Annotated in this window: 24 protein-coding genes; 23 read left to right on the plus strand and 1 reads right to left on the minus strand. The window is 72.6% G+C overall.

Translation table 11 applies throughout. The features are described from left to right. Positions 1-56: 56 nt before the first annotated feature. The 23 genes from H9657_RS00865 (at position 57) to nusB (ending at position 23,019) form a co-directional block, all read left to right on the plus strand. The gene (locus H9657_RS00865; protein WP_318241204.1) at positions 57-1,577 is read left to right on the plus strand and encodes a type IV pilus twitching motility protein PilT; all 1,521 of its coding nucleotides are present in this window, start codon (positions 57-59) and stop codon (positions 1,575-1,577) included. Next, on the plus strand, positions 1,577-2,812 hold the full coding sequence (locus H9657_RS00870; protein WP_191779384.1) for a type II secretion system F family protein: 1,236 nt from the start codon (positions 1,577-1,579) through the stop codon (positions 2,810-2,812). The genes H9657_RS00865 and H9657_RS00870 overlap by 1 nt, the downstream gene beginning before the upstream one ends. A gap of 11 nt (positions 2,813-2,823) precedes the next feature. After that, complete coding sequence (locus H9657_RS00875; protein ID WP_191779386.1) at positions 2,824-3,267, plus strand: type II secretion system protein; 444 nt, start codon at positions 2,824-2,826, stop codon at positions 3,265-3,267. Positions 3,268-3,429: 162 nt separating this feature from the next. Then, complete coding sequence (locus tag H9657_RS00880) at positions 3,430-3,864, plus strand: prepilin-type N-terminal cleavage/methylation domain-containing protein (protein WP_191779388.1); 435 nt, start codon at positions 3,430-3,432, stop codon at positions 3,862-3,864. 364 nt (positions 3,865-4,228) lie between these two features. Beyond that, positions 4,229-4,699 carry a prepilin-type N-terminal cleavage/methylation domain-containing protein gene (locus tag H9657_RS19470; RefSeq protein WP_318241205.1) on the plus strand — a complete coding sequence of 157 codons (471 nt, stop codon included), beginning with the start codon at positions 4,229-4,231 and terminating at the stop codon, positions 4,697-4,699. Between the two features lie 102 nt (positions 4,700-4,801). Next, a complete protein-coding gene (locus H9657_RS00890) occupies positions 4,802-6,661 on the plus strand; it encodes an Ig-like domain-containing protein (RefSeq protein WP_191779390.1) in 1,860 nt (619 codons plus the stop codon). Continuing rightward, entirely contained in the window at positions 6,658-7,347 is a 690-nt protein-coding gene (locus H9657_RS00895) for a PulJ/GspJ family protein (RefSeq protein ID WP_191779392.1), read from the plus strand. The genes H9657_RS00890 and H9657_RS00895 overlap by 4 nt, the downstream gene beginning before the upstream one ends. Then, complete coding sequence (locus tag H9657_RS00900) at positions 7,344-8,933, plus strand: RICIN domain-containing protein (protein ID WP_225214347.1); 1,590 nt, start codon at positions 7,344-7,346, stop codon at positions 8,931-8,933. Before H9657_RS00895 ends, H9657_RS00900 begins: the two co-directional genes overlap by 4 nt. 25 nt (positions 8,934-8,958) lie before the next feature. Next, positions 8,959-9,744 carry a prepilin peptidase gene (locus H9657_RS00905; protein ID WP_191779396.1) on the plus strand — a complete coding sequence of 262 codons (786 nt, stop codon included), beginning with the start codon at positions 8,959-8,961 and terminating at the stop codon, positions 9,742-9,744. 139 nt (positions 9,745-9,883) lie between these two features. Next, on the plus strand, positions 9,884-10,951 hold the full coding sequence (gene pilM, locus H9657_RS00910; RefSeq protein ID WP_191779398.1) for a type IV pilus assembly protein PilM: 1,068 nt from the start codon (positions 9,884-9,886) through the stop codon (positions 10,949-10,951). Beyond that, on the plus strand, positions 10,948-11,661 hold the full coding sequence (locus H9657_RS00915; RefSeq protein WP_191779401.1) for a fimbrial assembly protein: 714 nt from the start codon (positions 10,948-10,950) through the stop codon (positions 11,659-11,661). The genes pilM and H9657_RS00915 overlap by 4 nt, the downstream gene beginning before the upstream one ends. 1 nt (position 11,662) lies before the next feature. After that, positions 11,663-12,445 carry a type 4a pilus biogenesis protein PilO gene (gene pilO / locus H9657_RS00920; RefSeq protein WP_191779403.1) on the plus strand — a complete coding sequence of 261 codons (783 nt, stop codon included), beginning with the start codon at positions 11,663-11,665 and terminating at the stop codon, positions 12,443-12,445. Positions 12,446-12,518: 73 nt separating this feature from the next. Beyond that, complete coding sequence (locus tag H9657_RS00925; RefSeq protein ID WP_191779405.1) at positions 12,519-13,742, plus strand: glycosyltransferase 87 family protein; 1,224 nt, start codon at positions 12,519-12,521, stop codon at positions 13,740-13,742. After that, positions 13,739-14,971 carry a glycosyltransferase 87 family protein gene (locus H9657_RS00930; RefSeq protein WP_191779407.1) on the plus strand — a complete coding sequence of 411 codons (1,233 nt, stop codon included), beginning with the start codon at positions 13,739-13,741 and terminating at the stop codon, positions 14,969-14,971. Before H9657_RS00925 ends, H9657_RS00930 begins: the two co-directional genes overlap by 4 nt. Before the next feature lie 13 nt (positions 14,972-14,984). Then, positions 14,985-16,202 carry a chorismate synthase gene (gene aroC / locus H9657_RS00935; RefSeq protein WP_191779409.1) on the plus strand — a complete coding sequence of 406 codons (1,218 nt, stop codon included), beginning with the start codon at positions 14,985-14,987 and terminating at the stop codon, positions 16,200-16,202. 104 nt (positions 16,203-16,306) lie between these two features. Then, positions 16,307-17,860 carry a peroxidase family protein gene (locus H9657_RS00940; protein ID WP_191779411.1) on the plus strand — a complete coding sequence of 518 codons (1,554 nt, stop codon included), beginning with the start codon at positions 16,307-16,309 and terminating at the stop codon, positions 17,858-17,860. A gap of 76 nt (positions 17,861-17,936) precedes the next feature. Then, positions 17,937-18,500, plus strand: a complete 564-nt coding sequence (locus H9657_RS00945) for a shikimate kinase (RefSeq protein WP_191779413.1) — start codon at positions 17,937-17,939, stop codon at positions 18,498-18,500. Next, positions 18,497-19,618, plus strand: coding sequence for a 3-dehydroquinate synthase (gene aroB, locus H9657_RS00950; protein ID WP_191779415.1), 1,122 nt, complete (start codon positions 18,497-18,499; stop codon positions 19,616-19,618). Before H9657_RS00945 ends, aroB begins: the two co-directional genes overlap by 4 nt. 153 nt (positions 19,619-19,771) lie before the next feature. Further along, on the plus strand, positions 19,772-20,680 hold the full coding sequence (locus tag H9657_RS00955) for a DUF559 domain-containing protein (RefSeq protein ID WP_191779417.1): 909 nt from the start codon (positions 19,772-19,774) through the stop codon (positions 20,678-20,680). Positions 20,681-20,795: 115 nt separating this feature from the next. After that, on the plus strand, positions 20,796-21,386 hold the full coding sequence (locus H9657_RS00960; protein ID WP_191779419.1) for a hypothetical protein: 591 nt from the start codon (positions 20,796-20,798) through the stop codon (positions 21,384-21,386). A 16-nt stretch (positions 21,387-21,402) separates the two neighbouring features. Continuing rightward, positions 21,403-21,831: a hypothetical protein gene (locus H9657_RS00965; RefSeq protein ID WP_191779421.1), complete on the plus strand. Its 429-nt coding sequence runs from the start codon at positions 21,403-21,405 to the stop codon at positions 21,829-21,831. A gap of 206 nt (positions 21,832-22,037) precedes the next feature. Next, the gene (gene efp, locus H9657_RS00970; RefSeq protein WP_191779423.1) at positions 22,038-22,601 is read left to right on the plus strand and encodes an elongation factor P; all 564 of its coding nucleotides are present in this window, start codon (positions 22,038-22,040) and stop codon (positions 22,599-22,601) included. A 1-nt stretch (position 22,602) separates the two neighbouring features. Further along, on the plus strand, positions 22,603-23,019 hold the full coding sequence (gene nusB / locus H9657_RS00975) for a transcription antitermination factor NusB (RefSeq protein WP_191779425.1): 417 nt from the start codon (positions 22,603-22,605) through the stop codon (positions 23,017-23,019). 36 nt (positions 23,020-23,055) lie between these two features. Here nusB and H9657_RS00980 read toward each other — a convergent pair whose 3' ends face one another. Further along, a complete protein-coding gene (locus H9657_RS00980; protein WP_225214349.1) occupies positions 23,056-25,392 on the minus strand; it encodes a putative bifunctional diguanylate cyclase/phosphodiesterase in 2,337 nt (778 codons plus the stop codon). Between the last annotated feature and the right edge of the window lie 35 nt (positions 25,393-25,427).

Below are 25,427 nucleotides of genomic sequence, written 5' to 3' on the forward strand. Positions count from 1 at the left end.
GCGACCGATGAAGTCCACGGCGCCGCATGCCGGCGCGGACCCTCGGGAGGACGTACGTGACGGAGAACCATCGGGCGTACCCGGGCGAGCCCACGCGGCCGCTCCCGCCCTACCGGCCTGCGGGCCCCACCGCCCAGACGTTCGCCCCGGTGCCGTCGCAGTCGAGCGCGCCCGCGCCGGCGGCGGCCGGCCTGCCCGCGTACGTGCCGCCCCCGGGCGGTCCCGGCGCGCCCCGTCACGGGACCGTGCCCGGGGCGGGTCAGGTGCCGACGCCGGCCCCGCACCTGCCGGACCCTGCGAGGGCGTTCCCGGACCGCGCGGCCGCACCTGCGCAGCCGCCGGCCCGGCCCGTCGCCCCGCCACCGGCGGCCCCGGCCGCCCCGACGGCCCGCCCCGCCGCGCAGGTGCGCCGGCCCGGCAGCGCCGACCGGCAGGAGGGTGACCTCGACATCGACGAGGTCCTGCACGAGATGGTGCGCCTCGGCGCGTCGGACGCGCACTTCACCGCCGGGTCGCCGCCGATGGTCCGCGTCTCGGGCGCGCTGCGCCCACTCGAGCAGTTCGGCCCGGTCATGCCGGACCCGCTGCGTCGCTCGCTGTACGCGATCCTGTCGCAGAAGCAGCGTGAGAAGTACGAGGCGAACCTCGAGCTCGACATCTCGCACGCCGTGCGCGGCCTGGCCCGGTTCCGCGTCAACGTCTACCAGCAGCGGGAGTCCATCGGCGCGGCGTTCCGTGTGATCCCCTACGAGATCAAGCCGCTCGAGGAGCTCGGGGTGCCGCCCGTCGTCGGGCAGTTCGCGTCCCTGCCGCGCGGCCTGGTCCTCGTGACGGGGCCCACGGGTTCGGGCAAGTCGACGACGCTCGCGTCGATCATCGACCTCGCGAACCGCACGCGCGAGGACCACATCATGACGGTCGAGGACCCGATCGAGTTCCTCCACCGCCACAAGAAGTGCATCGTCAACCAGCGTGAGGTCGGCGCCGACACGCACTCCTTCACCAGTGCGCTCAAGCACGTGCTGCGGCAGGACCCCGACATCATCCTCGTCGGCGAGATGCGCGACCTGGAGACGATCTCGGTGGCCCTGACCGCCGCCGAGACCGGCCACCTCGTCTTCGCGACCCTGCACACCCAGGACGCCGCGCAGACCATCGACCGCATCATCGACGTGTTCCCGTCCCACCAGCAGGAGCAGGTGCGCACGCAGCTGGCCGGCGCCATCCAGGGCGTCGTCTGCCAGACCCTGTGCAAGCGGGCCGACGGCGCGGGGCGTGCGGTGGCCACCGAGGTGCTCATCGCGACGCCCGCCATCCGCAACCTCATCCGCGAGGGCAAGACGCACCAGATCTACTCCTCGATGCAGGCGGGCGCCCAGCAGGGCATGCACACGCTCGACCAGCACCTCGCGGACCTGGTGAAGACCGGCCGTATCTCCTACGAGGTGGGGCTCGAGAAGTGCCACCACATCGAGGACTTCAACCGGCTGTCCGGGCGTGACGGCGGCGGCTCGTCCGGCGCGAACCTCGCTCGGTCGGGCATGGGCGGCTCCCACTACTCCGGGGGGATGCAGTGATGGCCCAGCAGACGAAGACCAAGACGTTCGAGTACGCGGTCCGGGACCGGTCCGGCAAGATCGTCAAGGGCCGCATCGAGGCGCCCAACCAGGGCGCGGTGGCCAACAAGCTCAAGACGCTCGGCCTCGCGCCGATGTCGATCAACGAGGTCGGGACGACGGGGCTCCAGAAGGAGCTCTCGATCCCGGGCATGAGCGACAAGATCTCGCTCAAGGACCTCGCGATCATGGCGCGCCAGCTCTCGACCATGATCAACGCGGGCCTCTCGCTGCTGCGCGCGCTGACGATCCTGGCGGAGCAGACGGAGAGCAAGCCGCTGGCGAAGCGGCTGAGCCAGGTGCGTGGCGACGTCGAGGTCGGCGGTGCGTTCTCGACGTCCCTCGCGAAGCACGCCGACGTGTTCCCGCCGCTGATGATCAACATGGTCAAGGCCGGCGAGGTCGGCGGGTTCCTCGACCAGGTGCTCGTCTCCGTCGCCGAGAACTTCGAGGCCGAGGTCAAGCTGCGCGGCAAGGTGAAGTCCGCGATGACCTACCCCGTCGTGGTGTTCATCATCGCGATCCTCGCGGTCGTCGGCATGCTGCTGTTCATCGTGCCGGTGTTCGCGGGGATGTTCGCGAGCCTCGGCGGCGAGCTGCCGATGCCGACGCAGATCCTGGTCAAGCTGTCGGAGGTCCTCAAGTGGACGGGCGTGCCGACGCTGGTCGCGGTGATCCTGTTCTCGATCTGGTGGAGCAAGCACAAGAACGACAAGCCGGTGCGCGAGCTCGTCGACCCGTGGAAGCTCAAGGTCCCGGTGTTCGGCAACCTGTTCAAGAAGATCGCCGTCAGCCGCTTCACGCGCAACTTCGGCACCATGATCCACGCCGGTGTCCCGATCCTGCAGGCGCTCGACATCGTGGGGGAGACCTCGGGCAACCTCGTCATCGAGAAGGCGGCGCGGTCGGTCCAGGAGTCCGTGCGCGCCGGTCACTCGCTGACGGAGCCGCTGTCCCAGCACGCCGTGTTCCCACCGATGGTCGTGCAGATGATGGCCGTCGGCGAGGACACGGGCGCGCTCGACGACATGCTCGAGAAGATCGCCCAGTTCTACGACCAGGAGGTCGAGGCGACGACCGAGCAGCTCACGTCGCTCATCGAGCCCCTCATGATCGTCGTCCTCGGCACGATCATCGGCGGCATGATCATCGCGCTCTACATGCCGATCTTCTCCGTCTTCAACCTCATCAACTGAAGGACGCGACGATGGAACCGGTCGAGCTGCGGCGACACCACGTACGGCGGCGGGACCGCGGCGACGTCGGCTTCTCCCTCATCGAGCTGTTGGTCGTCATCGTGATCATCGGTCTGCTGGCCGCCATCGCGGTGCCCGCGTTCCTCAACACGCGGCACCGGGCCCTGGACGCCACCGTCAAGCACGACCTGCGGACGGTCGCGACGGCGGTGGAGGCCGCACGTACGTCGGACGGCGAGCTCCCGACGTCGGCGGCGGACCTCTCGTCCGACGCGGTCCTGAGCGAGGGGACGACGGTAGACGTCGTGGTCACGGGAACAGAGGTGTGCCTCGCAGGGGACCATTCGACGCCGCCCGGGCCGACGCACGTGTGGGTGTACGACACGGCGCGGGGTGGCCTGGTGGACGACGTCGCAGCGGGGTGCGCCGGCGCGGCGACGTTCACCCTGCCCTGACCCAGCCCGTCCGTGGCGTCCCCTAGTCCGCCCGGGTGATCGTGCGCGGCGAACGGGTGTCCGGCTCAACCTGGCGGGTACGGGTGCCGAAAGGTCAGGCAGCAGGCCTTCTGGCCGGCAACTGATGCAGTACTTCACCTGGAACAGAAACGAGGCCGAGCAATGATCGCTCGCGTGCGCAAGTCCATCGACGAGAAGGACCAGGGCTTCACCCTGATCGAGCTCCTCGTCGTCATCATCATCATCGGGATCCTGTCCGCGATCGCCATCCCGGTGTTCCTCAACCAGCGCAAGAAGGCCGTGGACGCGTCGGTCAAGTCCGACCTGCGCACGGTCGCCAACGAGTTCGAGACGTACTTCACGGACAAGCAGGTCTACCCGACCGTCGCGGCAGGCACGGGCTCGATCACCATCGGGGCGGCGCCGGACCCCGTGACGACCGTCAAGCTCAGCCCGGGCAACATCTTCACGCCGAGCACGACGGCGGCGACCGGTACGTTCTGCTTCGTCATCTCGAACCCGAACGGCACGGCGACGACCGGTTTCGCGTACGACTCCGACGACGGCGGCGTGCAGAAGGACGACAGCTGCGTCTGACCTCGAAACTTCATGGAGCGGGTCGTGGGTTTCCCACGGCCCGCTCCGTGCTTGCAGCGCCCTGCGCCCGGCCCAGGCGTGACGGGAGCGGTCCGGTCCGCACCTAGCCGGAACGGCACGGCCACGCCCGTCGGCGTACGGCGCCACGACCCCGGTGTGCAGACGGACGCCCCTGGCACTTCCTCTCAGGGCGATGTCGTGCGGTGCCCAACCCCCGGGTGCGTCCTTCTAAGCGCGGGAGCGGTACATCTGCGCTGAACGAGTGATTTCGCCGGCGGGCCGGGTCCGGCGGCTCAACGTCACGTGCCGCGGTGCCGAAGGACCGGTCAGCAGACCTTCGAGGGATGCACCTGTAGCAGTTTCCGTGTCGAACCAGAATGAGGTCGAGCACATGATCGCTCGCGTGCGCAAGTCCATGGACGAGAAGGACCAGGGCTTCACCCTGATCGAGCTCCTCGTCGTCATCATCATCATCGGGATCCTGTCGGCGATCGCCATCCCGGTGTTCCTCAACCAGCGCAAGAAGGCGGTCGACGCGTCGATCAAGTCCGACCTGCGCACGGTGGCCAACGAGTACGAGACGTACTTCACGGACCTGCAGGTCTACCCGGCGGGAACCTTCGCGAGCGGCGTCGTGACGCTGCCCGTCGCCTCGGGCACCGCCCCGACGGTCAAGCTGAGCCCGAACAACACGTTCGAGAACCTCACCGGTACGGGCGTCGCCACCGGCACCTTCTGCTTCCGGGTCTCCAACACGAACGGGACGACCTCCACCGGCTTCGTCTACGACTCCGACAAGGGCGGCCTGCAGGCCGCCGGTGCCGGCTGCTCCTGAGTCGTCATGCCGAAGGCCGGGGTCGAGGACCCCGGCCTTCGGCCGGCGGGGCGGCACCGTCGTCCCGCGCCCGAGACCTGACTGATGGCACGAGGAGATGACGTGACGACCCACAGCCGCACGGGCGCCCACGCCGCGCGACGCCCAGCCGTGCTCCCGGACGGCGGCTTCACGCTGGTCGAGGTCATCGTCGCCCTCACGCTCCTCGCGCTGCTCTCGACGGCGGCGCTCTACTTCTTCGTCAGCGGGTCTCGCGCGGTCACGCACCAGCAGCGCTCGCACGGCGCGGTGTCGGCGGCGAACGACGCCATGGAGCAGGTCTTCTCCTACGTGCCGCAGATGGCCGGGTCGACCGTCGCGACGACGTCCTCCGGTCTGCTCGTCGGTCGCCTGGACTCCGATGTCACCGCGGCCTGGAGCGCCGCCGCCGCGCGCGGCATCCCCGGGATCGCGGAGACCTACCCGGGGTGGGACCGCGCTGCGGCGCCCGCCCCGCAGCCGGGCGGGGCCGATGACCGGATCAAGCTGGTCCGCACCGTGAGGTCCTCCGGTGTGACCTACGACGTCACGACGCTCATCGGCTACTGCTACCGCGTCGACAGCAACCCGAACGCGGTCTGCACGCGCGTGGGCGGGGACTCGATCGGCAACCCGAACCCCGGCTACGTCCGGATGCTGCGCTCCATCGTGGTGGTGAGCTGGCCCGGGACGACGTCATCGTGCGTCGCCGGCACGTGCTCCTACCAGATCCAGTCGCTCATCGACCCGAACTCGGACCTCAAGTGGAACAACACCACGCGCCTGCAGTCGTTCGACGACGCGGTGCAGGTGAACGCGGGTGAGTCGGTGACGATCGACGTGCTCGCGAACGACTCGGTCATGGAGCTGTCGAGCAACCCCGTCTCGAAGACCAGCGAGCCGATGCGCGGCGGCACCCCCGTCGGTACCGCCACCGTAGACACGTCCTCCGGCAAGATCGTGTACCAGGCACCCGCCGACGGGTGGGGCGAGGTGACGTTCGGCTACCGGGTGGAGGTCGGTGCCCGCATCACCCAGGCGACCGTGCACGCCTACGTGACACCGAAGGCGCCCGACCTGTCGGCGTCGGTGCGCATCGGTCAGGTCGTCGAGCTGCCCGTCGTGCACGGCAGCGGTGTGACCGCCGGGTCGTTGACGCTGACCCAGGCGCCCGGCGCCGGGAGCGTCTCGATGCCGAGCGGCGTGCCGCGGTTCCGCTACCAGGCACCCGCGACCGCGGGGACCTACCAGTTCCGGTACACGTTCAGGGACAGCACCAACACGACGAGCCTCGTGGGCGTCGCCACGGTGACGGTGTACACGTACGACCCGGGCCTGGGACCGAACCTGCAGTACCCGTTGGTGACCAACCCGGTCACGACCTGGCCGGCCCAGTCGTCGGCTGCCGCCCGCACCCTGGACGTGCGGGCCAACAGCGGTAACCCGACGGGGTACAGGACGATCGTCAGGTCGCTCCCGACCGGGGGGTCGCTCAACGTGGCCCTCAACAACCCGGTCACGGGTGCGCTCACCTGGACCCAGCCGGCGAACTCGGCAGGGGCCTTCTCGTTCACCTACCAGGTCGTCGCTCCCGACGGGAGCAACCCGTCTCCCACCGGGACCGTGACGCTCCTCGTGCCGCCGGTGGCGAACAACCAGGAGATCACCATCAAGCGCAGCACCTCGAAGGCGGTCACCCAGACGGTCACCCTCACGAGCTACCCGGCCTCGGGGATGACGTTCACGCGTACATCGAGCCCCTCATGCTCGCCGAACGTGTCCGTCAAGACGACGTCGTCGGCCAACGGGGCGACACAGGTCGTCGAGGTGCCGAGGAGTGCCGGCGCCACGACCTGCAAGTTCACGTTCACGACGTCGGTGGCCACTGCGGCGGGCGTCCTGACGTCCGCACCGGGGACCGTGACGGTGAAGGTGACCACGTGACCGGCGCGGCCGGGCGCGCACGAGCCGTCGCCTCCCGGGAGGCCGGCCTCTCGTTGCCCGAGCTGCTGGTCGCGATGCTCATCCTCACGGTCGTGTCGTCCGTCTTCATGGCCGGTGTCGTCCAGATGTCGCGCAACACCGTGGAGTCGGAGGTGACGGTCGACGCCGCCGACTCGGTGCGCCGGGTGTTCCAGCGGCTCGACAAGGAGATGCGGTACGCGGACGCGGTCAACTTCCCCGGCACGTCGGGGACGGGCCGGCACTACCTCGAGTTCCGGGTACCAGCGGTGGCCGCGCGGTCCGGGGCCACGACGTGCGTCCAGTGGCGCTGGGACCCGACGACCAAGCTCCTGGAGTCGCGCACCTGGGCCGAGTCCGCGCCGTCGCTCCCGGCGTTCGGGACCGTGGCGGAGAACATGGTGATGGGGACCGACCCGTCGCCGATCGACCCGGACGACCCGCCGTACCCGTACCCGTTCGGGCTGGAGGTGGCGTCGCCGGAGCACCCGCGGCAGAGCGTGACGGTCCGGATCCAGATGCGCGCCGCCGTGGGCAAGCGCGACGTCCAGTCCCAGTCCCTGTTCGTCGCCCGCAACAGCACCGTCGACTCCGCCGGCAACACCGACACGAACGGCGACAAGGTGTCGGACAGCCCTGCCTGCTGGCGTGCCGGGGTCCGGCCGTGAGGAAGGACCTGGACATGGACACGTTCAACGCCCGCCTGCGTGCGGCTGCGCGCCGCGAGGACGGCGTGGCGATGATGACCGTCGTCATGCTCACGCTCATCCTCATGTCGCTCAGCGTCCTCGTGCTGGGGATGGTGGTGTCGCAGGTCGCGCCCGCGCAGTTCGCGCGCAAGAACACCGAGACGGTCTTCGCTGCCGAGGCCGGTCTCGAGACCGCCATGGGACGCATCCGGACGGCCCAGGCGGGCGGCGACTTCACCGGTGCCGTCTACGGCAAGCCCAACCTGCTGCCCTGCACGGTGGAAGGAGTGGTGGGCCAGCCGGGCAGCCAGACGACCTACGCCGCGACCGTCCGGTACTACGCGGACGACCCGACGGGCAAGAGCCCGACGTGGCTCAACGCCAACAAGCTGGCCTGCACGCCCGGCTCCGGCACGGGCACCGTCCTGCCGTCCTTCGCGTACATCGAGTCCGCCGGTGACGCGCCCGCCGCGGGCAAGGTCGGTGCCACGCAGGGTGACCGCGCGATCGCGATGGTCTACCGCTTCGAGACGACGACCACCAACATCAAGGGCGGGCGCATCTTCTCCTGGTTCAACGGCAACGAGGCGCAGTTCTGCCTGCGGGCGACCAACACCACACCCGGCTCGACCGTGACGTACCGCCCGATCGGGGAGTGCGGTGCGGTGAGCAACGACAACGTCGAGCTGTGGATCTACGACACCGACTACACGTTGAAGCTCGCCAGCTCGACCCTCACCGCGACGTCGCTGTGCATGACGAACGAGAGCGGCACCGTTCGGCTGCGCGCCTGCACCGCCTCGTCGACGCAGGCGTTCGCCTGGCACCCCGACGGCAACGCCACGTGGGTCGCGCAGAACTCGAGCTTCCAGAACAACGGCACCTGCCTGAAGTCCTCGCAGTCGTCCGGCGTGCCCTCCACGGGCAGCACCCTGCAGGTCGGCACGTGCGCGAACCAGAACGCCTGGGGCTCCTTCGCGCCCGACCCGGCGGTCGGACCGGGTGCCGCCAGCATCAGCACCAAGCAGATCGTGAACTTCCTCGAGTTCGGCCGCTGCTTCGACGTGACCGACACCAACGTCGGCCGGCCGTTCATGATCTCCTACCCCTGCAAGCAGGACCCGCCGTCGGGCGCCGAGCTGTTCTGGAACCACAAGTGGTACTACGAGGAGCCGCTGGTGGGGACCACCGCGCCCCCCCAGCTCATCTACGTCTACCAGAACAACGACCTCTCGAAGGACTACTGCCTCCAGGCCCCGTCGTCGCAGACGGACCCCACCGAGTCGGGCGTCAACGCGGGCTACTATCCGACCCTGACGGCGTCCTGCTCGACGTCCGACCCCCGCCAGATGTGGACCCGGAGCACTGCGACGGGCGTCAAGGCGACGAGCTGGACCATCAGGGACAACTCCGGGCGCTGCATCGGGGTGGGCGGCAGCAAGTACCTGGACAAGTGGTCGGCCCTGGTCGTGTCGGCGTGCGACGGTGCCGCCGCCCAGAAGTGGAACGCACCGGCGGACAGCGTCGAGGCGAAGGTCGGCGGCTACCTGGAGGAGAAGGGCTGATGATGCACGACGGACGGCGGCGCGCGTGACGGGCTTCGTCGTCGCCGTCTGCGCGGCCTTCGGCCTCGTGATCGGCTCGTTCCTCAACGTGGTGATCTGGCGCGTCCCACGGGGCGAGTCGGTCGTGCGTCCTCCGAGCGCGTGCCCGGGCTGCGGCGCGCCGGTGCGACCGCGCGACAACGTTCCGGTGCTGTCCTGGATCCTCCTGCGCGGCCGGTGCCGCGACTGCGGCGAGCCCATCAGCGCCCGCTACCCGGTGGTGGAGGCGCTGACGGGTCTGCTGTTCGCGGCGACGGCGTGGTTCTTCGGTCCCTCCTGGGACCTGCCGGCGCACCTCTACCTGGTCGCGATCGGCGTCGCCCTGGCGTACATCGACATCGACGTGCACCGGCTGCCGGACGCCATCACGCTGCCGTCCTATCCCGTGGTGCTCGCGCTGCTCGCCGTGGCCGCGGCGGGGACGGGGGACTGGTCGTCGTACCTGCGGGCCGTGGTGTGCGGCGCGCTCCTGTGGGCGTTCTACCTGCTCCTCGTCCTGGTCTACCCCCGGGGCATGGGCCTCGGGGACGTCAAGCTGGCCGGCGTGCTCGGCATGTACCTGGGCTGGGCGGGCTGGGGCGCGTTCGCGGTCGGCACCTTCGGTGCGTTCCTCGTCGGCGGCGTGTTCTCCCTCGGCCTGCTCGCCACGCGTCGTGCGGGGCGCAAGACGGGCATCCCGTTCGGCCCCTGGATGCTCATCGGGGCTGCGCTGGGCATCGTCGTCGGTGAGCCGCTGTGGCGGGGCTACCTCGATCTCACCCTCGGGGCCTGACGCCCCGACGTCGGCCGTCGTCGGGGCGCTGCGGTGCAGAACGCCGGGCACCCGAGGCCCTGCAGCCCTCAAGACGTGCGTCCTGCCCGCCGATATCCCCTCCAGCGCCACGTTGGCGCGCCATTGGAAGGGACGGGTTGTGGCCAAGACCCAGGTGATCGGGCTCGACATCGGTTCCACCGCGGTGCGGGCGGCTCAGGTCGAGTTCTCCGGCAAGGCGGCCTCCCACACCAGGGCGGCGACGCTGGTGCGCTACGGCGAGGTACCCATCCCGCTCGGCGCCGTCCGTGACGGCGAGGTCGCCGAGCCGGAGATCGTCGCGCACGCGCTGCAGGAGCTGTGGTCGCGCGCCAAGTTCGACTCCAAGGACGTCGTCCTGGGTGTCGGCAACCAGCGCGTCGTCGTGCGTGACCTGTCGGTCCCCGCGATGCCGGTGGCGCAGATCAAGGCCTCGCTGCCGTTCCAGGTGCAGGAGCTGCTGCCGATGCCGGTGGACGACGCCCTGCTGGACTTCCTGCCCACGGGCTCGGGCGACGGTGAGCACGGTCCGGTCGTGCACGGCCTGCTGGTCGCCGCCGTGCGCCAGACCGTGAGCGCCAACGTGCTGTCCGCCGCCAGCGCCGGCCTGTCCCCGACGATGGTGGACCTCAACGCACTGGCGATCCTGCGGGCCATGTCGCGTGGTCAGCTGCGCGAGCACGTCGTCGCCCTGGTCGACATCGGGGCGCGCGTGACCAACGTCGTCATCGCCGACCGTGGCGTCCCCAAGTTCGTCCGGGTCCTGCCGTCGGGCGGCCAGGACGTCACCGACGCCGTTGCCCGCACCGCGGGGATCTCGGCGCAGGAGGCCGAGAACCTCAAGCGCAGCGTGGGCCTCGGTATCGGCAGCCAGGCTCAGTCCGCCGAGGTCCAGGAGGCGATCACCTCCACGGTGCGCACGCTCGTCGAGGCGATCCGGAGCTCCTTCGTGTACTACGCGTCGAACAACGCGGGGCACCCGCTCGAGGGCGTCGTCCTCACCGGGGGCGGTGGGCACCTGCCGGGCCTCGGGCAGTACCTCGCCACGTCCGCCCGGGTCGCCGTCAGTTTCGGCGACCCGCTCGAGACCGTCACCGTCGCGAAGTCGGCCGGCGGTCGTGAAGCCTTCACCGGCCGGGAGTCGCTGCTGGCGCTGCCGCTCGGCCTGGCCCAGGGAGTCGCAGCATGAGCACCTTGACCGAGCGCGCACGCAAGGCACCGGCAGGCGCCGCGCCGGACGTCAGCGCGGTGTGGCCGCAGGTCAACCTGCTGCCGCCGGAGATCCGGGCCGCCCAGGGGCTGCGCCACCTCAAGAAGTGGCTGGCCGCGGTCGTCGGCCTGGTCGTCATCGTCCTGGTGCTCATGTACGGCCTCGCCCTCATGAGCAAGCAAGCGGCGGACGCCGAGCTGACGCAGGCCGCTGACCAGGCGGCGGCGCTCGCTGCCCAGCAGGCGCAGTACGCCGAGGTCACGCCGGTGCTGGGTGGTCTGCAGCGGAGCAAGGAGGCGCGCCAGACCGCGGGCGCCACCGACGTGCTCTGGAAGAGCTACTTCGACGCGATCGCCGCGGTGCTGCCGCCGAACGTCAGTATCGACTCCGTGTCGGTCATCCAGACGACCCCGATGACGCTCGCTGGGGCGGCCGCGCCGGACCCCCTGACACCCCCGGGCATCGCGTCCCTCACGATCGCGGCGAAGGCGACGGGACTGCCCGACGACGCGGCGTTCACGGACGCGCTCAACACGATCCCCGGCTTCTACGCCGCACAGACGTCGACCAGCGTGATCGGCACGACCGAGTCCGAGGCCGTGATGTACGCGGTCTCCGCGTCGGTGCAGGTCGACGAGTCGGCGTTCTCGCGGCGCTTCGAGCCGGCCCAACCCGCAGCGGAGGAGTGACGTGAAGGAAGCCAAGAGCGGACCCTGGATCGCCGGGACCGTGGTCGTCAGCCTCCTGCTGGGGGCTGCGGGCTGGTTGCTGATGATCTCGCCGGCGTTCGCCGCCGCGTCCGAGACGCGCGTCGAGGCCGAGGCGCAGGTGGCGCAGAACGACCTCACGCGGATCCGGATCAACGAGCTGAAGACGCAGTTCGAGCAGATCGACGCACTGAAGGCCGAGCTGAACGGTCTGCAGGCACAGATCCCCACGGACGGCCAGCTGGCCGAGTACCGGCGTCAGATCGCCGTGACCGCGGCTGCCCACTCGGTCACGGTCGTCGCCCTGCAGACCTCGACGCCGACCCCGGTGCTGCCGCCGGTCGTCGAGGCGCCGGTCGAGGCGCCCGCGGAAGGGGAGGCGGCGCCGACCGACGACGCCGCGGCCGCGCCGGCCGCCCCCGACCCGGCGGTCGCCCAGCAGGCGCTGTACGCGATCCCGGTGACGATCGACATCGTCGGGACCTACCAGAACGTCCTGGCGTTCCTGGCGGACGTGCAGTCGAACCAGCCTCGGCTCCTTGCCGTGGAGACCATCACGGCGACGTCCCAGCAGGCGGCGGAGGCGAGCGGCGGCAAGCCCGCCACCGCGCCCGGCGACCTCGGGCTCGTCGTCGCCGGCTACCTGTTCGCGCTCCCGGACGCGGCACCGGTCACGCCGGAGGTGCCCGCCGACGGTGAGGCACCCGCACCGGCGCCACTCCCGGTGCCGGACCCGGCGAAGAACCCGATGGTGCCGCTCGGCTGATCCGCCGTCCCCCCCCCCCGGGCGGCCCGGGGGGGGGGGCGTCTGTCCGACCACCTCGCCGACAAGGAGTCCCGTGCTGTCCGACGCTCGCGTGCCCACCAGCACGCCCACGGAGCACGTCGCGTGGCTCGAGCTGGCGGCGCGTCGGCCGCGGACGGCCGCGGTGCTCGAGGCGCTGTGGCGGCGCCCGTCCGCCGTGCTGGGGGCGGTCGCGGCCGCGACGATGGCGGTCTCCGTCGAGGGCCTGCAACCCTCGGACCTGTCGTGGTTCGTCGACGGTGCGCGCGTCCTCACGTCCGCCGACACGTGGCAGGTGTTCACCGACCCGGGTCTGCAGGTCGGGCCGGTGCACCTGCTGCTGGTCGGGGCCCTCGTCCGCGGGGCCGAGGCCGTCGGCGCACCCGTCATGGCCGTCCTGGGCGCCGTGCTGGCCGTCGTGCTGGTGTGGGCGACGGACGCCGTCACGCGGACGTGGGCGGCGATCGGCAACGTGCCGTCCCTTCCGGCACGGTGGGCCGTGGGCGGGGCGCTGGTCTCCGGGGGCCTCCTCACGCAGGTCTCGACGTCCGGACACCAGGAGGAGATCCTGCTCGCCGTCGTCCTGGCGGCGGCGGCAGCGGCCGTCACGAGGGGCCAGGCGGGCCGAGCCGGCGCGCTGCTCGCCCTCGGCGCCGGGCTGAAGATGTGGGCCGTGCTGGGCGGCCCGATCGTGCTGCACGGGCGACGTCCGCGGACCGTCGTGGTGGGAGCACTGACCGCGTGCGCCCTGGCGGGTGCGACGTACCTGCCGTTCTTCTGGTGGGGCGAGGTGCGCACCTTCGAGTTCTCGTGGGGCATCGCCGACGGGCCGTCGATGCTCGGCGCGATCGGCGCGCTCACCGGGCTCGACGACTGGGGTCTGAGGTGCGTCCAGGCGGCCGGCGCGGGCATCGCCGCGACGCTCGTCGCGCTGCGTCGGCACGGGTCGGCGCTCGCCGTCCCCCTCACGGTCGTCGCCGTCCGGCTGCTGCTCGATCCCGTCACAGCCGTGTACTACCTGGCACCGTTCGTGCTGCTGGCGGTCCTCTGGTGCTGGACGAGTGCGGCCCGTCCCGGTCCCGTCGGCCGCGCGGCCGCACTGCTGGCCGTCCCCGTCTGCGTGGTGCACCCGTACGTCCTGGGCAGCACAGCCGGACTGGTCCTGGAGACGGCGCTGTTCGTCGGTGTGCCGTGCGTGGTGCTGCTGCGCGAGCGCGCCGCGGCGCGGGGTGCCCGCGGTCCGTCGTCGCCCCTGGCTCCGGTGCAGGGCCAGCCGTGAGGCGCCGCGTCTGGGGCGAGGACGTCACCGAGGTCGTGTCCCGCCACCCGCGGCTGGTGTCCGCCGCCACCTGGTTGTGGCGACGACCGCTCGTCCTCCTGGTGCCGCTCGCGGTCGTGCTGATCGCACCGATGGTGGAGCGCGCCCAGCCCGTCGACGCCCTCGGCTTCGTGCGTGCGGGTCGCACGATGCTGTCGCCCGAGATCTGGTCGGTCTTCGCCGACCCGTGGCTGCAGGTCGGTCCGCTCCTGGTGCTGAGCAGCGGCGTGTGGGCCACGGTCGCGGATGCTCTCGGTCTCCCCGCGCTGCTGCTCGTCGCGACCGTGCACAGCTGCGCGGTCATCTACCTGGGCGACGTCGTGACGCGCCTGTGGGTGCCCGTGCGCCGCGACCCGACCGCAGCGCGCTGGGCCGTGGGGGCGGCACTGACGGTCGGGGGAGTCATGGAGCGCTCGTTCCAGATCGCCCACGAGGAGGACCTGGTCGTGGCGTTGCTGCTCGCAGCCGCCGCGGCCGCCCTCGCCGGCCGTCACGTCGTCCGCGGGGGTGTGCTGCTCGCGCTCGCGTTCGGCTTCAAGGCGTGGGCGGTGCTCGGCGGTGGTCTCGTGCTCACCGGTCGGTCGCCGCGACGGGCGCTGGTCGCCGGCGGCACCGCGCTGGCCGTCGTGGTGCTGATGTTCCTGCCCTTCGTCGTGTGGGGCGAGGTACGCACGCTGGAGCACTCCTGGGGCATCGCCGACGGGCAGTCGCTCTTCGGGCGGCTCGGACGCGCGTCGGGTCTGTCGGACTGGGGCCTGCGCGCGGTCCAGGCGGCCGTGGCGGGGCTCGCGGGCGCCGCCGTCGCGCTGCGGCGGCACGGGTCGGTCCTGGCCGTCGTCATCACGGCCGTTGCCGTGCGCCTGCTCCTCGAGCCCCACCTGCTCGACTACTACTGCAGCCCGCTGGTGCTGCTGACCGTCCTGTGGGCCTGGACCACACCGGACCTGCGCGCGCGCTGGGTGCGGTGGGCCACGCTCGGGGGGACCGTGGTGTTCCTGCAGCACTACTACTTCGTCGGCGTCGACGTCCTGCGCGTGACGGAGGCCGCCACGTACGTCCTGGTCCTCGCCCTGGTGCTGGGGACCGAGCTACGGGCGTCCGCACGCGTCCGCGCCGAGACGCCCACCGAGGGTGCCGTCGCCCCCGCATCCACCGGACGGGACGCGGACACCGCACCCACCGGTGCATGAAAGGATCGCCCCCATGCTCCGATGGTTGACCTCCGGCGAGTCGCACGGTCCCGCGCTCGTCGGCATCCTCGACGGTCTGCCCGCCGGTGTGCAGGTGCAGACCTCCGACGTCCAGGCCGCGCTCGCGCGGCGTCGTCTCGGCTACGGGCGTGGTGCCCGCATGAAGTTCGAGCAGGACGAGGTCCGCCTGCTCAGCGGTGTGCGCCACGGCCTGACGCAGGGCGGTCCGCTCGCGATCGAGGTCGGCAACACCGAGTGGCCCAAGTGGGCTGACGTGATGTCCGCGGACCCGGTGGCGCCCGAGGCGCTGACGGTCGACGCCGGCACCGGGGACGTCAAGGAGATCGCGCGCAACCGGCCGCTGACCCGGCCCCGCCCGGGTCACGCCGACCTCGTCGGCATGCGCAAGTACGGCTTCGACGACGCCCGACCGGTGCTCGAGCGAGCGTCGGCCCGCGAGACGGCCACACGCGTCGCGCTCGGCACGGTCGCGGCGGCGTTCCTCGAGCAGGTCGCGGGCGTGCGGCTCGTGTCGCACGTCGTCGCCATCGGGCCGGTCGCGGTGCCGGACGACGCACCGGCCCCGACGCCCGACGACGTCGCCGCCCTGGACGCCGACCCCGTGCGCTGCTTCGACCCCGCGACGAGCGCGGCGATGGTCGCCGAGATCGACCAGTGCCACAAGGACGGTGACACGCTCGGCGGTGTCGTCGAGGTCCTGGTGCACGGCCTGCCGTCGGGCATCGGCACGTACGTGCAGGCGGACGGCCGGCTCGACGCGCGGCTCGCGGGTGCCCTCATGGGCATCCAGGCGATCAAGGGCGTCGAGGTCGGCGACGGGTTCCGCACCGCGACCCGCCGCGGGTCGCAGGCGCACGACGAGATCGAGCGCGACGCGTCGGGCCGCATCGTGCGGCGCACCAACCGCGCGGGCGGCATCGAGGGCGGCATGTCCAACGGCGAGGTCGTGCGCGTGCGCGCCGCGATGAAGCCGATCTCGACGGTCCCGCGGGCGCTCGCCACCGTCGACACGGCCACGGGGGAGCCGGTCACGGCCCACCACCAGCGCTCGGACGTGTGCGCGGTGCCCCCGGCCGCCGTCGTCGCCGAGGCCATGGTCGCGCTCGTCGTCGCGCAGACGCTCCTGGAGAAGACCGGTGGCGACAGCGTCGCCGAGGTCCGACGCAACCTCGAGGCGTACCTCGCGTCGATCCCCGAGCTGCTGGCCTGACGAGCGTCCGCGGCGCCCAGGCGCCGGGCGTATCAGGTCGTTCGCCCGGTCCCTCATCCTCGGCGGAACCGCTGCGCCCGCAGCGGTCCGTCCGAGGGGGGACCATGACCGAGAAGCCACCGCGGGCGGGGCGGCACCACGCGCCCCGGACCGCCGAGCAACTGACGGCGCGCGGCTCGGCCGCGCACGGCCTGGGGTACGGGCAGCGCCCCGCGCGCGGCCACGGCCACGAGGCACGCGGCCTGCAGTACCTCCCGCTGTCGGCGCTGCACGAGGGACGGTTCGGACGCCTGTTCCGGCTGCCGCCCTACGTGCCGTCCGACGCCGAGATCGCGCGCGTCGCCGCCCTCATGACCGAGGGCAGCACCGGCGGCGACCGCACGCTCGACAACCCGGCCATCCCGGCCGGCTACACCTACCTGGGCCAGTTCGTCGACCACGACCTCACGTTCGACCCGGCCTCGAGCCTCGAGCGGCAGAACGACCCCGACGCCCTGACGAGCTTCCGCAGCCCGCGCTTCGACCTCGACTCCGTCTACGGCCGCGGCCCCGCCGACGACCCGTTCCTCTACGACAAGGCCAGCCAGGTCGACGGGGCCGCGAAGCTCCTGATCGGGTCGAACGGACGCGACGACGACCTGCCGCGCAACACCCAGGGCGTCGCCCTGCTCGGCGACCCGCGCAACGACGAGAACACGTTCGTCGGGCAGCTGCACCTGACGATGCTGAAGTTCCACAACGCCGTCATGGACCACGTCCTGGGCGACCCGCACCTGACCCGCGGCAGCGAGACCCCGTTCGAGACCGCGCAGCGGATCGTGCGCTGGCACTACCAGTGGGTCGTCGTGCACGACTTCCTGCGCCGCACGATCGGTGACGCCGCGCTCGCGGACCTGCTCGTCACGTCGCCCGACGGCCGGCCGCAGGCGCGGCTGCGCCACTTCACGTGGCAGCGGGCGCCGTACATCCCCGTGGAGTTCTCGGTCGCGGCGTACCGGTTCGGGCACTCCCAGGTGCGCGGGCGCTACCGCTTGAACACGGTGGTCGGCGCACCCGACCCGGCGGACCCGCAGGCGCGGCCGGGTCTGCCGACCTTCACGCCGGACCCCGTCGACAAGGAGCCGCTCGGCCACTTCGGCGGGTTCCGTCCGCTGCCGCAGTTCTGGACGATCGAGTGGGCGCGCTTCTTCGAGGTCGACGGCGCCGGCTCCGACGGGTTGCAGCACAGCCGGAAGATCGACACGCACCTGGCCAACCCGCTCGCGGCCCTGCCGCCCGAGATCGGCGGCGCCATGCCGTCGCTCATCGCACGCAACCTGACCCGCGGGGCGCGCCTGCTGCTGCCGTCGGGCCAGGCCATGGCGGCCCGCATGGGCGTCGCGCGGCTGTCCGAGGACGAGATCGGGCTGGGCGGCGCCCCTGCGCCCCTGTGGTACTACGTGCTGCGCGAGGCCGAGGTCCGGGCCGGCGGCGAGCACCTGGGGGAGCTCGGCGGCCGGGTCGTCGGGGAGGTGTTCCTCGGGCTGCTGCAGGCCGACCCGTCGTCGTACCTGCGCAACGAGCCGACGTGGACGCCGTTCCTGGGCACCGGCGACGACTTCGCCATGCCCGACCTGCTGCGCGTCGCGGGTCACGGGCTGGGCCCCACCCCGGGCTGACCCGTCGCGTCCCGTGCCGCCCGCCCGTCCCGTGGACGGCACGGGACGCCTCCCACGGCGGGACTAGGCTGCGGCCGTGCCCCGTGCTACCCCCACCTCCGGACCTCGTGTCGTTCTCGTCGGCCCGCCCGGCGCCGGCAAGTCCACCGTCGCCGCCGCGCTCGCGGAGCGCTGGCAGCTCGCGTCCCGTGACACCGACACCGACGTCGAGACCACCGCGGGCAAGTCCGTCGCCGACGTCTTCGTCGAGGACGGCGAGCCGCACTTCCGGGCGCTCGAGCGCACCGCCGTCGCGACCGCGCTCGGTGAGCACGAGGGCGTCCTCGCCCTCGGCGGGGGAGCCGTGCTCGACCCCGCGACGCGCACCCTGCTGGCGGTCTACCGCGACGGCGGCGGGGTCGTCGTCTTCCTCGACGTCAGCCTCGCGCACGCCGCCGGACGTGTCGGGCTCAACCAGTCGCGCCCGCTGCTCGTCGGCAGCCCGCGCGCGCAGTGGCAGTCGCTCATGGACGCCCGGCGTCCGGTCTACGAGGAGGTCGCCACCGTGCGGGTGTCGACGGACGGGCTGCGTCCCGTCGAGGTCGCCGAGGCCATCGAGACGACGCTGCGCGAGCAGCGCGTCGCGGAGCCGGGCGCATGAGCGGCGAGGCCGTCGTCACGGTCGCGGGCGAGCAGCCCTACGACGTGGTCATCGGGCGCCACCTGCTCGGTCACCTGCCCGCGATGCTCGGCGACACCGTGCGCCGGGTGCTCGTCGTGCACCCGGCCGCCCTGGCCACGTCCGCCGAGACGGTCCGCGAGGACCTCGCGTCGCACGGCTACCAGGTCTACCTCGCGCAGGTGCCGGACGCCGAGGAGCAGAAGACCGCCCAGGTCGCGGCCTTCTGCTGGGGCGTGCTCGGCCAGGCGGACTTCACGCGCTCCGACGCGGTCGTCGGGCTCGGCGGGGGAGCGACCACCGACCTCGCCGGATTCGTCGCCGCGACGTGGTTGCGCGGTGTGCGCGTCGTGCAGGTGCCCACCACCGTGCTCGGCATGGTCGACGCGGCCGTCGGCGGCAAGACCGGCATCAACACCGCCGAGGGCAAGAACCTCGTCGGCGCGTTCCACCCGCCCGCGGGTGTGCTGTGCGACCTCGCGTCGGTGGAGTCCATGTCCCCCTACGACTTCGTCGCCGGGCTCGCGGAGATCGTCAAGTGCGGCTTCATCGACGACCCGCGGATCCTCGAGCTCGTCGAGGAGAACACCGCGCTGCTGCAGGACCCCGTGGCCGCCGCGTCCTCACCCGTGCTGGCCGAGCTCGTCGAGCGGGCCGTGCGGACCAAGGCGCGTGTGGTCGGTGAGGACCTGCGCGAGGCCGGCCTGCGCGAGATCCTCAACTACGGCCACACGTTCGGCCACGCGGTGGAGCAGGTCGAGCGGTACCGGTGGCGCCACGGCGCCGCCGTGTCGGTCGGCATGGTGTTCGTCGCGGAGCTCGCCCGGCTGGCCGGACGGCTCGACGACGACGTCGTCGAGCGGCACCGCACCGTCCTGAGCTCCCTCGGCCTGCCGACGACGTACCGGGGCGACCGCTGGGAGCAGCTGCTCACGGCCATGCGCCGCGACAAGAAGACGCGCGGCGACCTGCTGCGCTTCGTCGTCCTCGACGGTCTGGCGCGCCCGTCGCGCCTCGAGGGCCCGGACCCGACCCTCCTGGCGGCCGCCTACGCCGAGATCTCGGCGACCCCGGAGCGGTCGACAGGCATCCTGCTCTGACGTGAGAGCAGGGGACCCGGGCCCGTGACGCCCGGATCCTTCGCTGTCACCCATGGGTGGTGAACCGTCCACAGGTGAAGGAGCGGGCGCGGCGGTCCACAGATCGCTCTCGTGGTCGGTCAGGTCGCTTCGGGGTGCAGCAGGTTCCCGTGCGTGGCTCCCACCGTCGACCGCACCTGGACCCCGCCCGCTGCAGCGGGGCGACGCGGCGTCTTCACACGTGCTGAGGCCGTCGCAGCGGGTCTCACCGAGGACCAGGTGCGCCACCGCATCGAGTCGGGGGCGTGGCGGCGCGTCTGCGGTGCCGGGCTCGCGCTCGCCTCGGCACCGCGCGACCCGTGGCTCGACGCGCACGCCGCCACCGTGACCTGGCCCGGTGCGACGCTCGCGCTCACCAGCGCGGCGCTGCTGCACGGCATGCCGGTGCCCGACGACGGCCGCGTGCACGTGGTCGTCACCGGACCCCGCGCGCGCCGCGGCCGACTGATCCCGCACCGGCACGTCCTGGCACCCGTGGACCGGGTCGTCCTGCGTGGGGTGCACGTCACCGGACGCGTCCGCACAGCGGTCGACTGCCTCGGGTCGCTGGCCCGTGCCGACGCCGCCCGCCTGCTCGCCTGGGTCGGGACCCGCGGCATCCTCGGTGCGGACGACCTCGACGGCTGGGTGGGTGCCCACCCCGGGCACCGGGGCAACGCGCAACGCACCTGGTGCGCCGACCGGCTGCGCAGCGGCGCCCTCAGCGTCGCGGAGGAACGGCTGCACGGCCTCCTGCACAGCGCGGGCGTGACGGGCTGGGTGGCGAACGCGTCGCTCCTCGACGCCCTCGGCGTCCCCGCTGTCGTGGACGTGTGGTTCGCCGACGTCCGCCTGGTCGTCGAGATCGACGGCCGCGTCGCGCACGGGCCCGACCGGTTCCAGGACGACCGCACCCGCCAGAACCTGCTCGTGGGCGCCGGGTGCACGGTGCTGCGCTACACCTGGCACGACCTGACCCGCCGGGCCGGCCACGTGGTCGCCCAGATCGTCGAGACCCGTCGCCGGCTGCGCACGCATCGGTGAGGGTGAGGGTTCCGGGAAGGATCTGCCCGGAATTCTCTCCCTCACCGTCAGGGTCGAGCCGGGAGGACAAGTGTGGGGACTTGTTCGGGGTGGTACAAGGTGAGAGACTTGTCGCGTGTTCGTCATGACGATCGACCAGCGCGGGAGCCGCCGCGGGACCGACCGGGTGCCCGAGCTGCTCGCCGCGCTCGCGGACGTGCCGGTCGTCCGCGGGTTCGAGCGCACGGTCGGTGACGAGGTCCAGGGCGTGCTCGACGACGCCGACGTCGTCGTCGACACCGCGCTGCTCGCGCTGCGCGACGGCGGGTGGAGCGTGGGGGTCGGTGCCGGTCCCGTCGACGAGCCGCTGCCGCGCTCGCCGCGCGAGGGCTCCGGAGCGGCCTTCCTGCTCGCGCGCGACGCCGTGGAGGCGGCCAAGAACCGGCAGCGTCCCGTCCCGCTCGCCGTCCGGGGCGTCGACGAGACCGCAGCCGCCGACGCCGACGCGGTCCTGGTGCTGCTCGGGGCGCTGGCGGCGCGGCGCACGGCCGCCGGCTGGGCCGCGGTGGACGCCGTCCGCGCGGCCGACGCGGGTCAGGACGTCGTGGCCCACGCGCTCGGCGTGTCGCAGCAGGCCGTGAGCCAGCGCCTGCGGACCGCGATGTGGGCCGAGGAGCTCGCCGCACGGCCCGCTGCGGCGCGTCTGTTGACGCGCGCGGCCGACTGACGCCAGGGTCGGGCCCGTGCACCCTGCCCTCGTGGCCGGCATCTGGGCCGGCGCCCTGCTCCTCTCGTCCGCGGGGGGCTGGCTCGTCACCCGCCTCGTCCTGCGCCTGGCGTCCCGCTCGCGCGACGCCGGCCGCCGCCGCGGCCACGGCCCGGTGCTCCTCGAGCGCCTGAGCCTCAGCGACGGGCCCGAGGGGGAGGGCGCCCAGATCGTGCTGCGCGGCGGCACCTGGATCGGGGTCCTCGAGCGGCTCGCCGTCACGGGGAGCCTGCTGGTGGGCGTGCCCGAGGGCGTGGCGGTCGTCGTGGCCGTCAAGGGCCTCGGTCGCTACCCCGAGCTCCGCGAGAACCCGGGGGCCTCCGAGCGCTTCGTCATCGGCACGCTGGCCTCGCTGCTCTGGTCGGCCGTCATCGGCCTGGCGGCCGCGCGCGTGCTGCTGACCTGACACGACCGCGCGGGCGCTAGGATGGTCGACGGCCTGCGGCCGGTCCGTGCACCTCGTGCACCGGCCCGGCCGGGCACAGAGAGTCGGACGCGGTGGGCACCAGGTGCCCGCCCGACGGCTCCGTGGCCGGCAGCCGTCCCGTGGGGCGCCTGTGCTCCGGACGCGCCGTACGGCGCGCACCACCACCGACCGGGAGATCGACGCTCGTGGCGACCACCAACGACCTGAAGAACGGCATCGTGCTGCGCATCGACGGCCAGCTGTGGACCGTCATCGAGTTCCAGCACGTCAAGCCCGGCAAGGGCGGTGCCTTCGTCCGCACCAAGCTCAAGAACGTGCTGTCCGGCAAGACCGTCGACCGCACGTTCAACGCCGGCGTGAAGGTCGAGACCGCCAGCGTCGACAAGCGCGACATGCAGTACCTGTACAAGGACGGCGACGACTTCGTGTTCATGGACACGGACACGTTCGACCAGCTCAACGTGCCGGCCGCCACGGTCGGGGACGCCGCGAACTTCATGCTGGAGTCGCAGACGGCGCTCGTCGCGACCAACGAGGGCGTCCCGCTGTACGTCGAGCTGCCGCCGTCGGTGGTGCTCGAGGTCACCTACACCGAGCCGGGCCTGCAGGGCGACCGCTCGTCGGCCGGCACCAAGCCCGCCACGCTCGAGACCGGGTACGAGATCCAGGTCCCGCTGTTCCTCGAGGCCAACACCCGGGTCAAGGTCGACACCCGCGACGGGTCGTACCTCGGCCGCGTGAACGACTGACATGGGCGCCCGGACGAAGGCACGCAAGCGCGCGCTCGACGTGCTGTTCGAGGCCGAGCAGCGTGGCGTCGACGTCGCCGAGCTCCTCGCGCAGCGCGTCGTGGAGCCGGGCACCGAGGCGTCGCTGCCCCAGTACGCGGTCGAGATCGTCGAGGGCGTGCTCGAGCACTCCGAGCGCATCGACGAGCTGCTGGCGACGCACGCGCACGGCTGGACGGTGGCGCGCATGCCCGCGGTCGACCGCGCGCTGCTGCGCCTGGGTGCCTGGGAGATCCTCTGGAACGACGACGTGCCGGACGCCGTGGCGGTCGACGAGGCGGTGTCGCTGGCCCGTGAGCTGTCGACCGACGACTCGCCGGCGTTCGTCAACGGCCTGCTCGGTCGCCTCGTCGTCCTGAAGCCGACGCTGCTGGCCTGACCGGCCGCACGAGCACCACCCGACGCCCGGGCACCCTCACAGGTGCTCGGGCGTCGTGTCGTCCAGGGCGCCCTGCAGGACGCGCAGCGGTCGCGCCCCGAGCTGCGGGCGTCGGCGCGGCAGGCGAGCCCCGGCCGGACGCAGGTCCTCGACCGCTGCGAGCCCACCGGGCAGCCGCGGCTGCGGCCGTGCTCCCCGGACGGGCAGGCCCGGTGCGGGCCGGCCCACGAAGTTGCCCTGGGCCTGCGGGACGCCGAGCTCGACCAGCATCTGCAGGTCGCCGGCCGACTCGACACCCTCGGCCACGACGTCCAGGCCGTGGTGCTCCGCCAGCGCCACGATCGCCCGGACCGGTCCCGCGCCGCGCGGCGTGCGGACCTCCCGGACGAACGACCGGTCGATCTTCAGGACGTCGACGGGCAGGCGCGCCAGCCGAGCCAGCGAGCTGAACCCGGTCCCGAAGTCGTCGAGCGCGATCCGCGCCCCGCGGGCGCGCAGCTCGGACAGCACGGGCACCGCGGCGGCCGTGCGCAGCATCGTGGTCTCGGTGATCTCGATGGTCAGGTGCTCCCACGGACCCCCGGACCACGCGGCGTCGATGCGCTCGAGGACGTCCGGCTCGTGCAGCTCGCGCGCCGAGAGGTTCACGGCCACCGGCATGTGGTGGCGGTCGAGGGCACGCCGTGCCTGGCGGATCATCGACCTGCCGATGGGCACGATGAGGCCGCTCTGCTCGGCGAGCGTCAGCCAGTGCTCGGGCAGGATGAAGCTGTCGCCCTCGCGCCAGCGCGCGAGCGCCTCGAGGCCGACCACCTCGAGCGTGCGCGTGTCGACGATCGGCTGGAAGTAGGCCGTGATGCGGTCCTCCTCGACCGCACGCTCGAGCGCGGCGCGCAACCGGCGCGCGTCCTCGGCGCGCGCCCGCAGCGCCGGGTCGAAGACGCGGTGCCCGGACTGGGTCCGCTTCGCCTCGAGCATGGCGGCATCCGCGTGCCGCAGCAGCGCGTCGGGGTCCACGATGTCGGTCGGGTTCCACGTCGCCACGCCGCAGGTCAGGCGCGGGCCGGCCACGGTGCCGACGCGCGCGCCGAAGCCGCTGCGGATGCGGCGTGCGAGGTCGGCGAGCTCCTCGTCGCCGGGTGCGCGGCACACGACGACGGCGAACTCGTCGCCCGCGAGCCGGGCCACGTAGGTGTCGTCGTCGACCCAGCCGCGCAGGAAGCCCGCCGTGCGTCGCAGCAGGTCGTCACCCGCGGCGTGCCCCTCGCGGTCGTTGACGTCCTTGAAGCCGTCGATGTCGCAGTAGACGACCGAGACGCGCGTGCGCTCGACCGCGGCCCGCTCGAGCACCTCGAGGAGGTGGGTGTCGACCGCGCGGCGGTTCGGCAGACCGGTGAGGGTGTCCGTCACCGCGGCCCGCGACAGCCGGTCGGTGAGCGTGTACCGCTCGGCCGCGGTCGAGACCACGAGCCCGAGGTCGATGAGGAAGGTCCGCTCGTGGGCCGCGAGCCGGTCCGGGTCGGCGGGGAACAGGTCGGCGACGTAGCGGTCGCGCTGCAGGGGGCGCAGCGACCCCTCGATGCTGGGGTCGGCGAGGACCTCGCGCGCGGCGTCCCGCGCCTGCAGGAGCAGCGCGTCCGCGTCGCGGTGGAACCAGGCGCTGTTGGTCACGGCCGCCAGGGCGTCGCGCATGAGCTCGCGGCGGTGCGCGGTGAGCTGCGCGCGGCGCAGGCGCACGGAGGCCAGCCACTCGAGCCCGACGGCGAGCGGCAGCGGCCACAGGCTCGCGAGCAGGGCGCCCACGGGCCGGCCCGCCAGCAGGATCCCCGCGGTGAGCGCGACGAGGGACACCCCCGCGGCACACACCAGCAGCACGCCGAGCCGGTTGAGCCGCACGCTGCCGAGGGCAGCCACGACGTACCCGACGACCACGCCCAGGACCACGAAGAGCAGCGCGACCGCGACGGGCCGCCCCGTCGGCGCGCCCGGGTCGTCGACGGGGCCGAACGTGAGGAACCACAGGGCGGTGCGCAGGACGAGGACGACGACGGCCGTCGTGACCCACGGGCGCAGCCGCGGGCCACCGCCGCCGAACGCGCGCGTCGCGGGCAGGCACAGCAGTGCCACGACGCCCACGAGCTGACCGTGCAGGAACGACAGCGCCTCACGGCCCTCGGCGCCGGTGACGACACCGTGCAGGCCGGCGACGAGCACGAGCCCCGCCATCGCCACGGACAGGGCGAGGGACCACGTCGACCCCTCGGAGCGCAGCGCGCCGCGCCACCAGACCCACTGCAGCACGCAGAAGCCACCGACCAGACCGGCAGCGAGGAACTGCAGGACGGTGGTCCACAGGGGGACGTCGCCGAGCATGTGGGGTACATCGGCGCACGTCGGGCCCGGCATGA

Source organism: Cellulomonas avistercoris, assembly GCF_014836445.1.
GTDB lineage: Bacteria > Actinomycetota > Actinomycetes > Actinomycetales > Cellulomonadaceae > Cellulomonas > Cellulomonas avistercoris.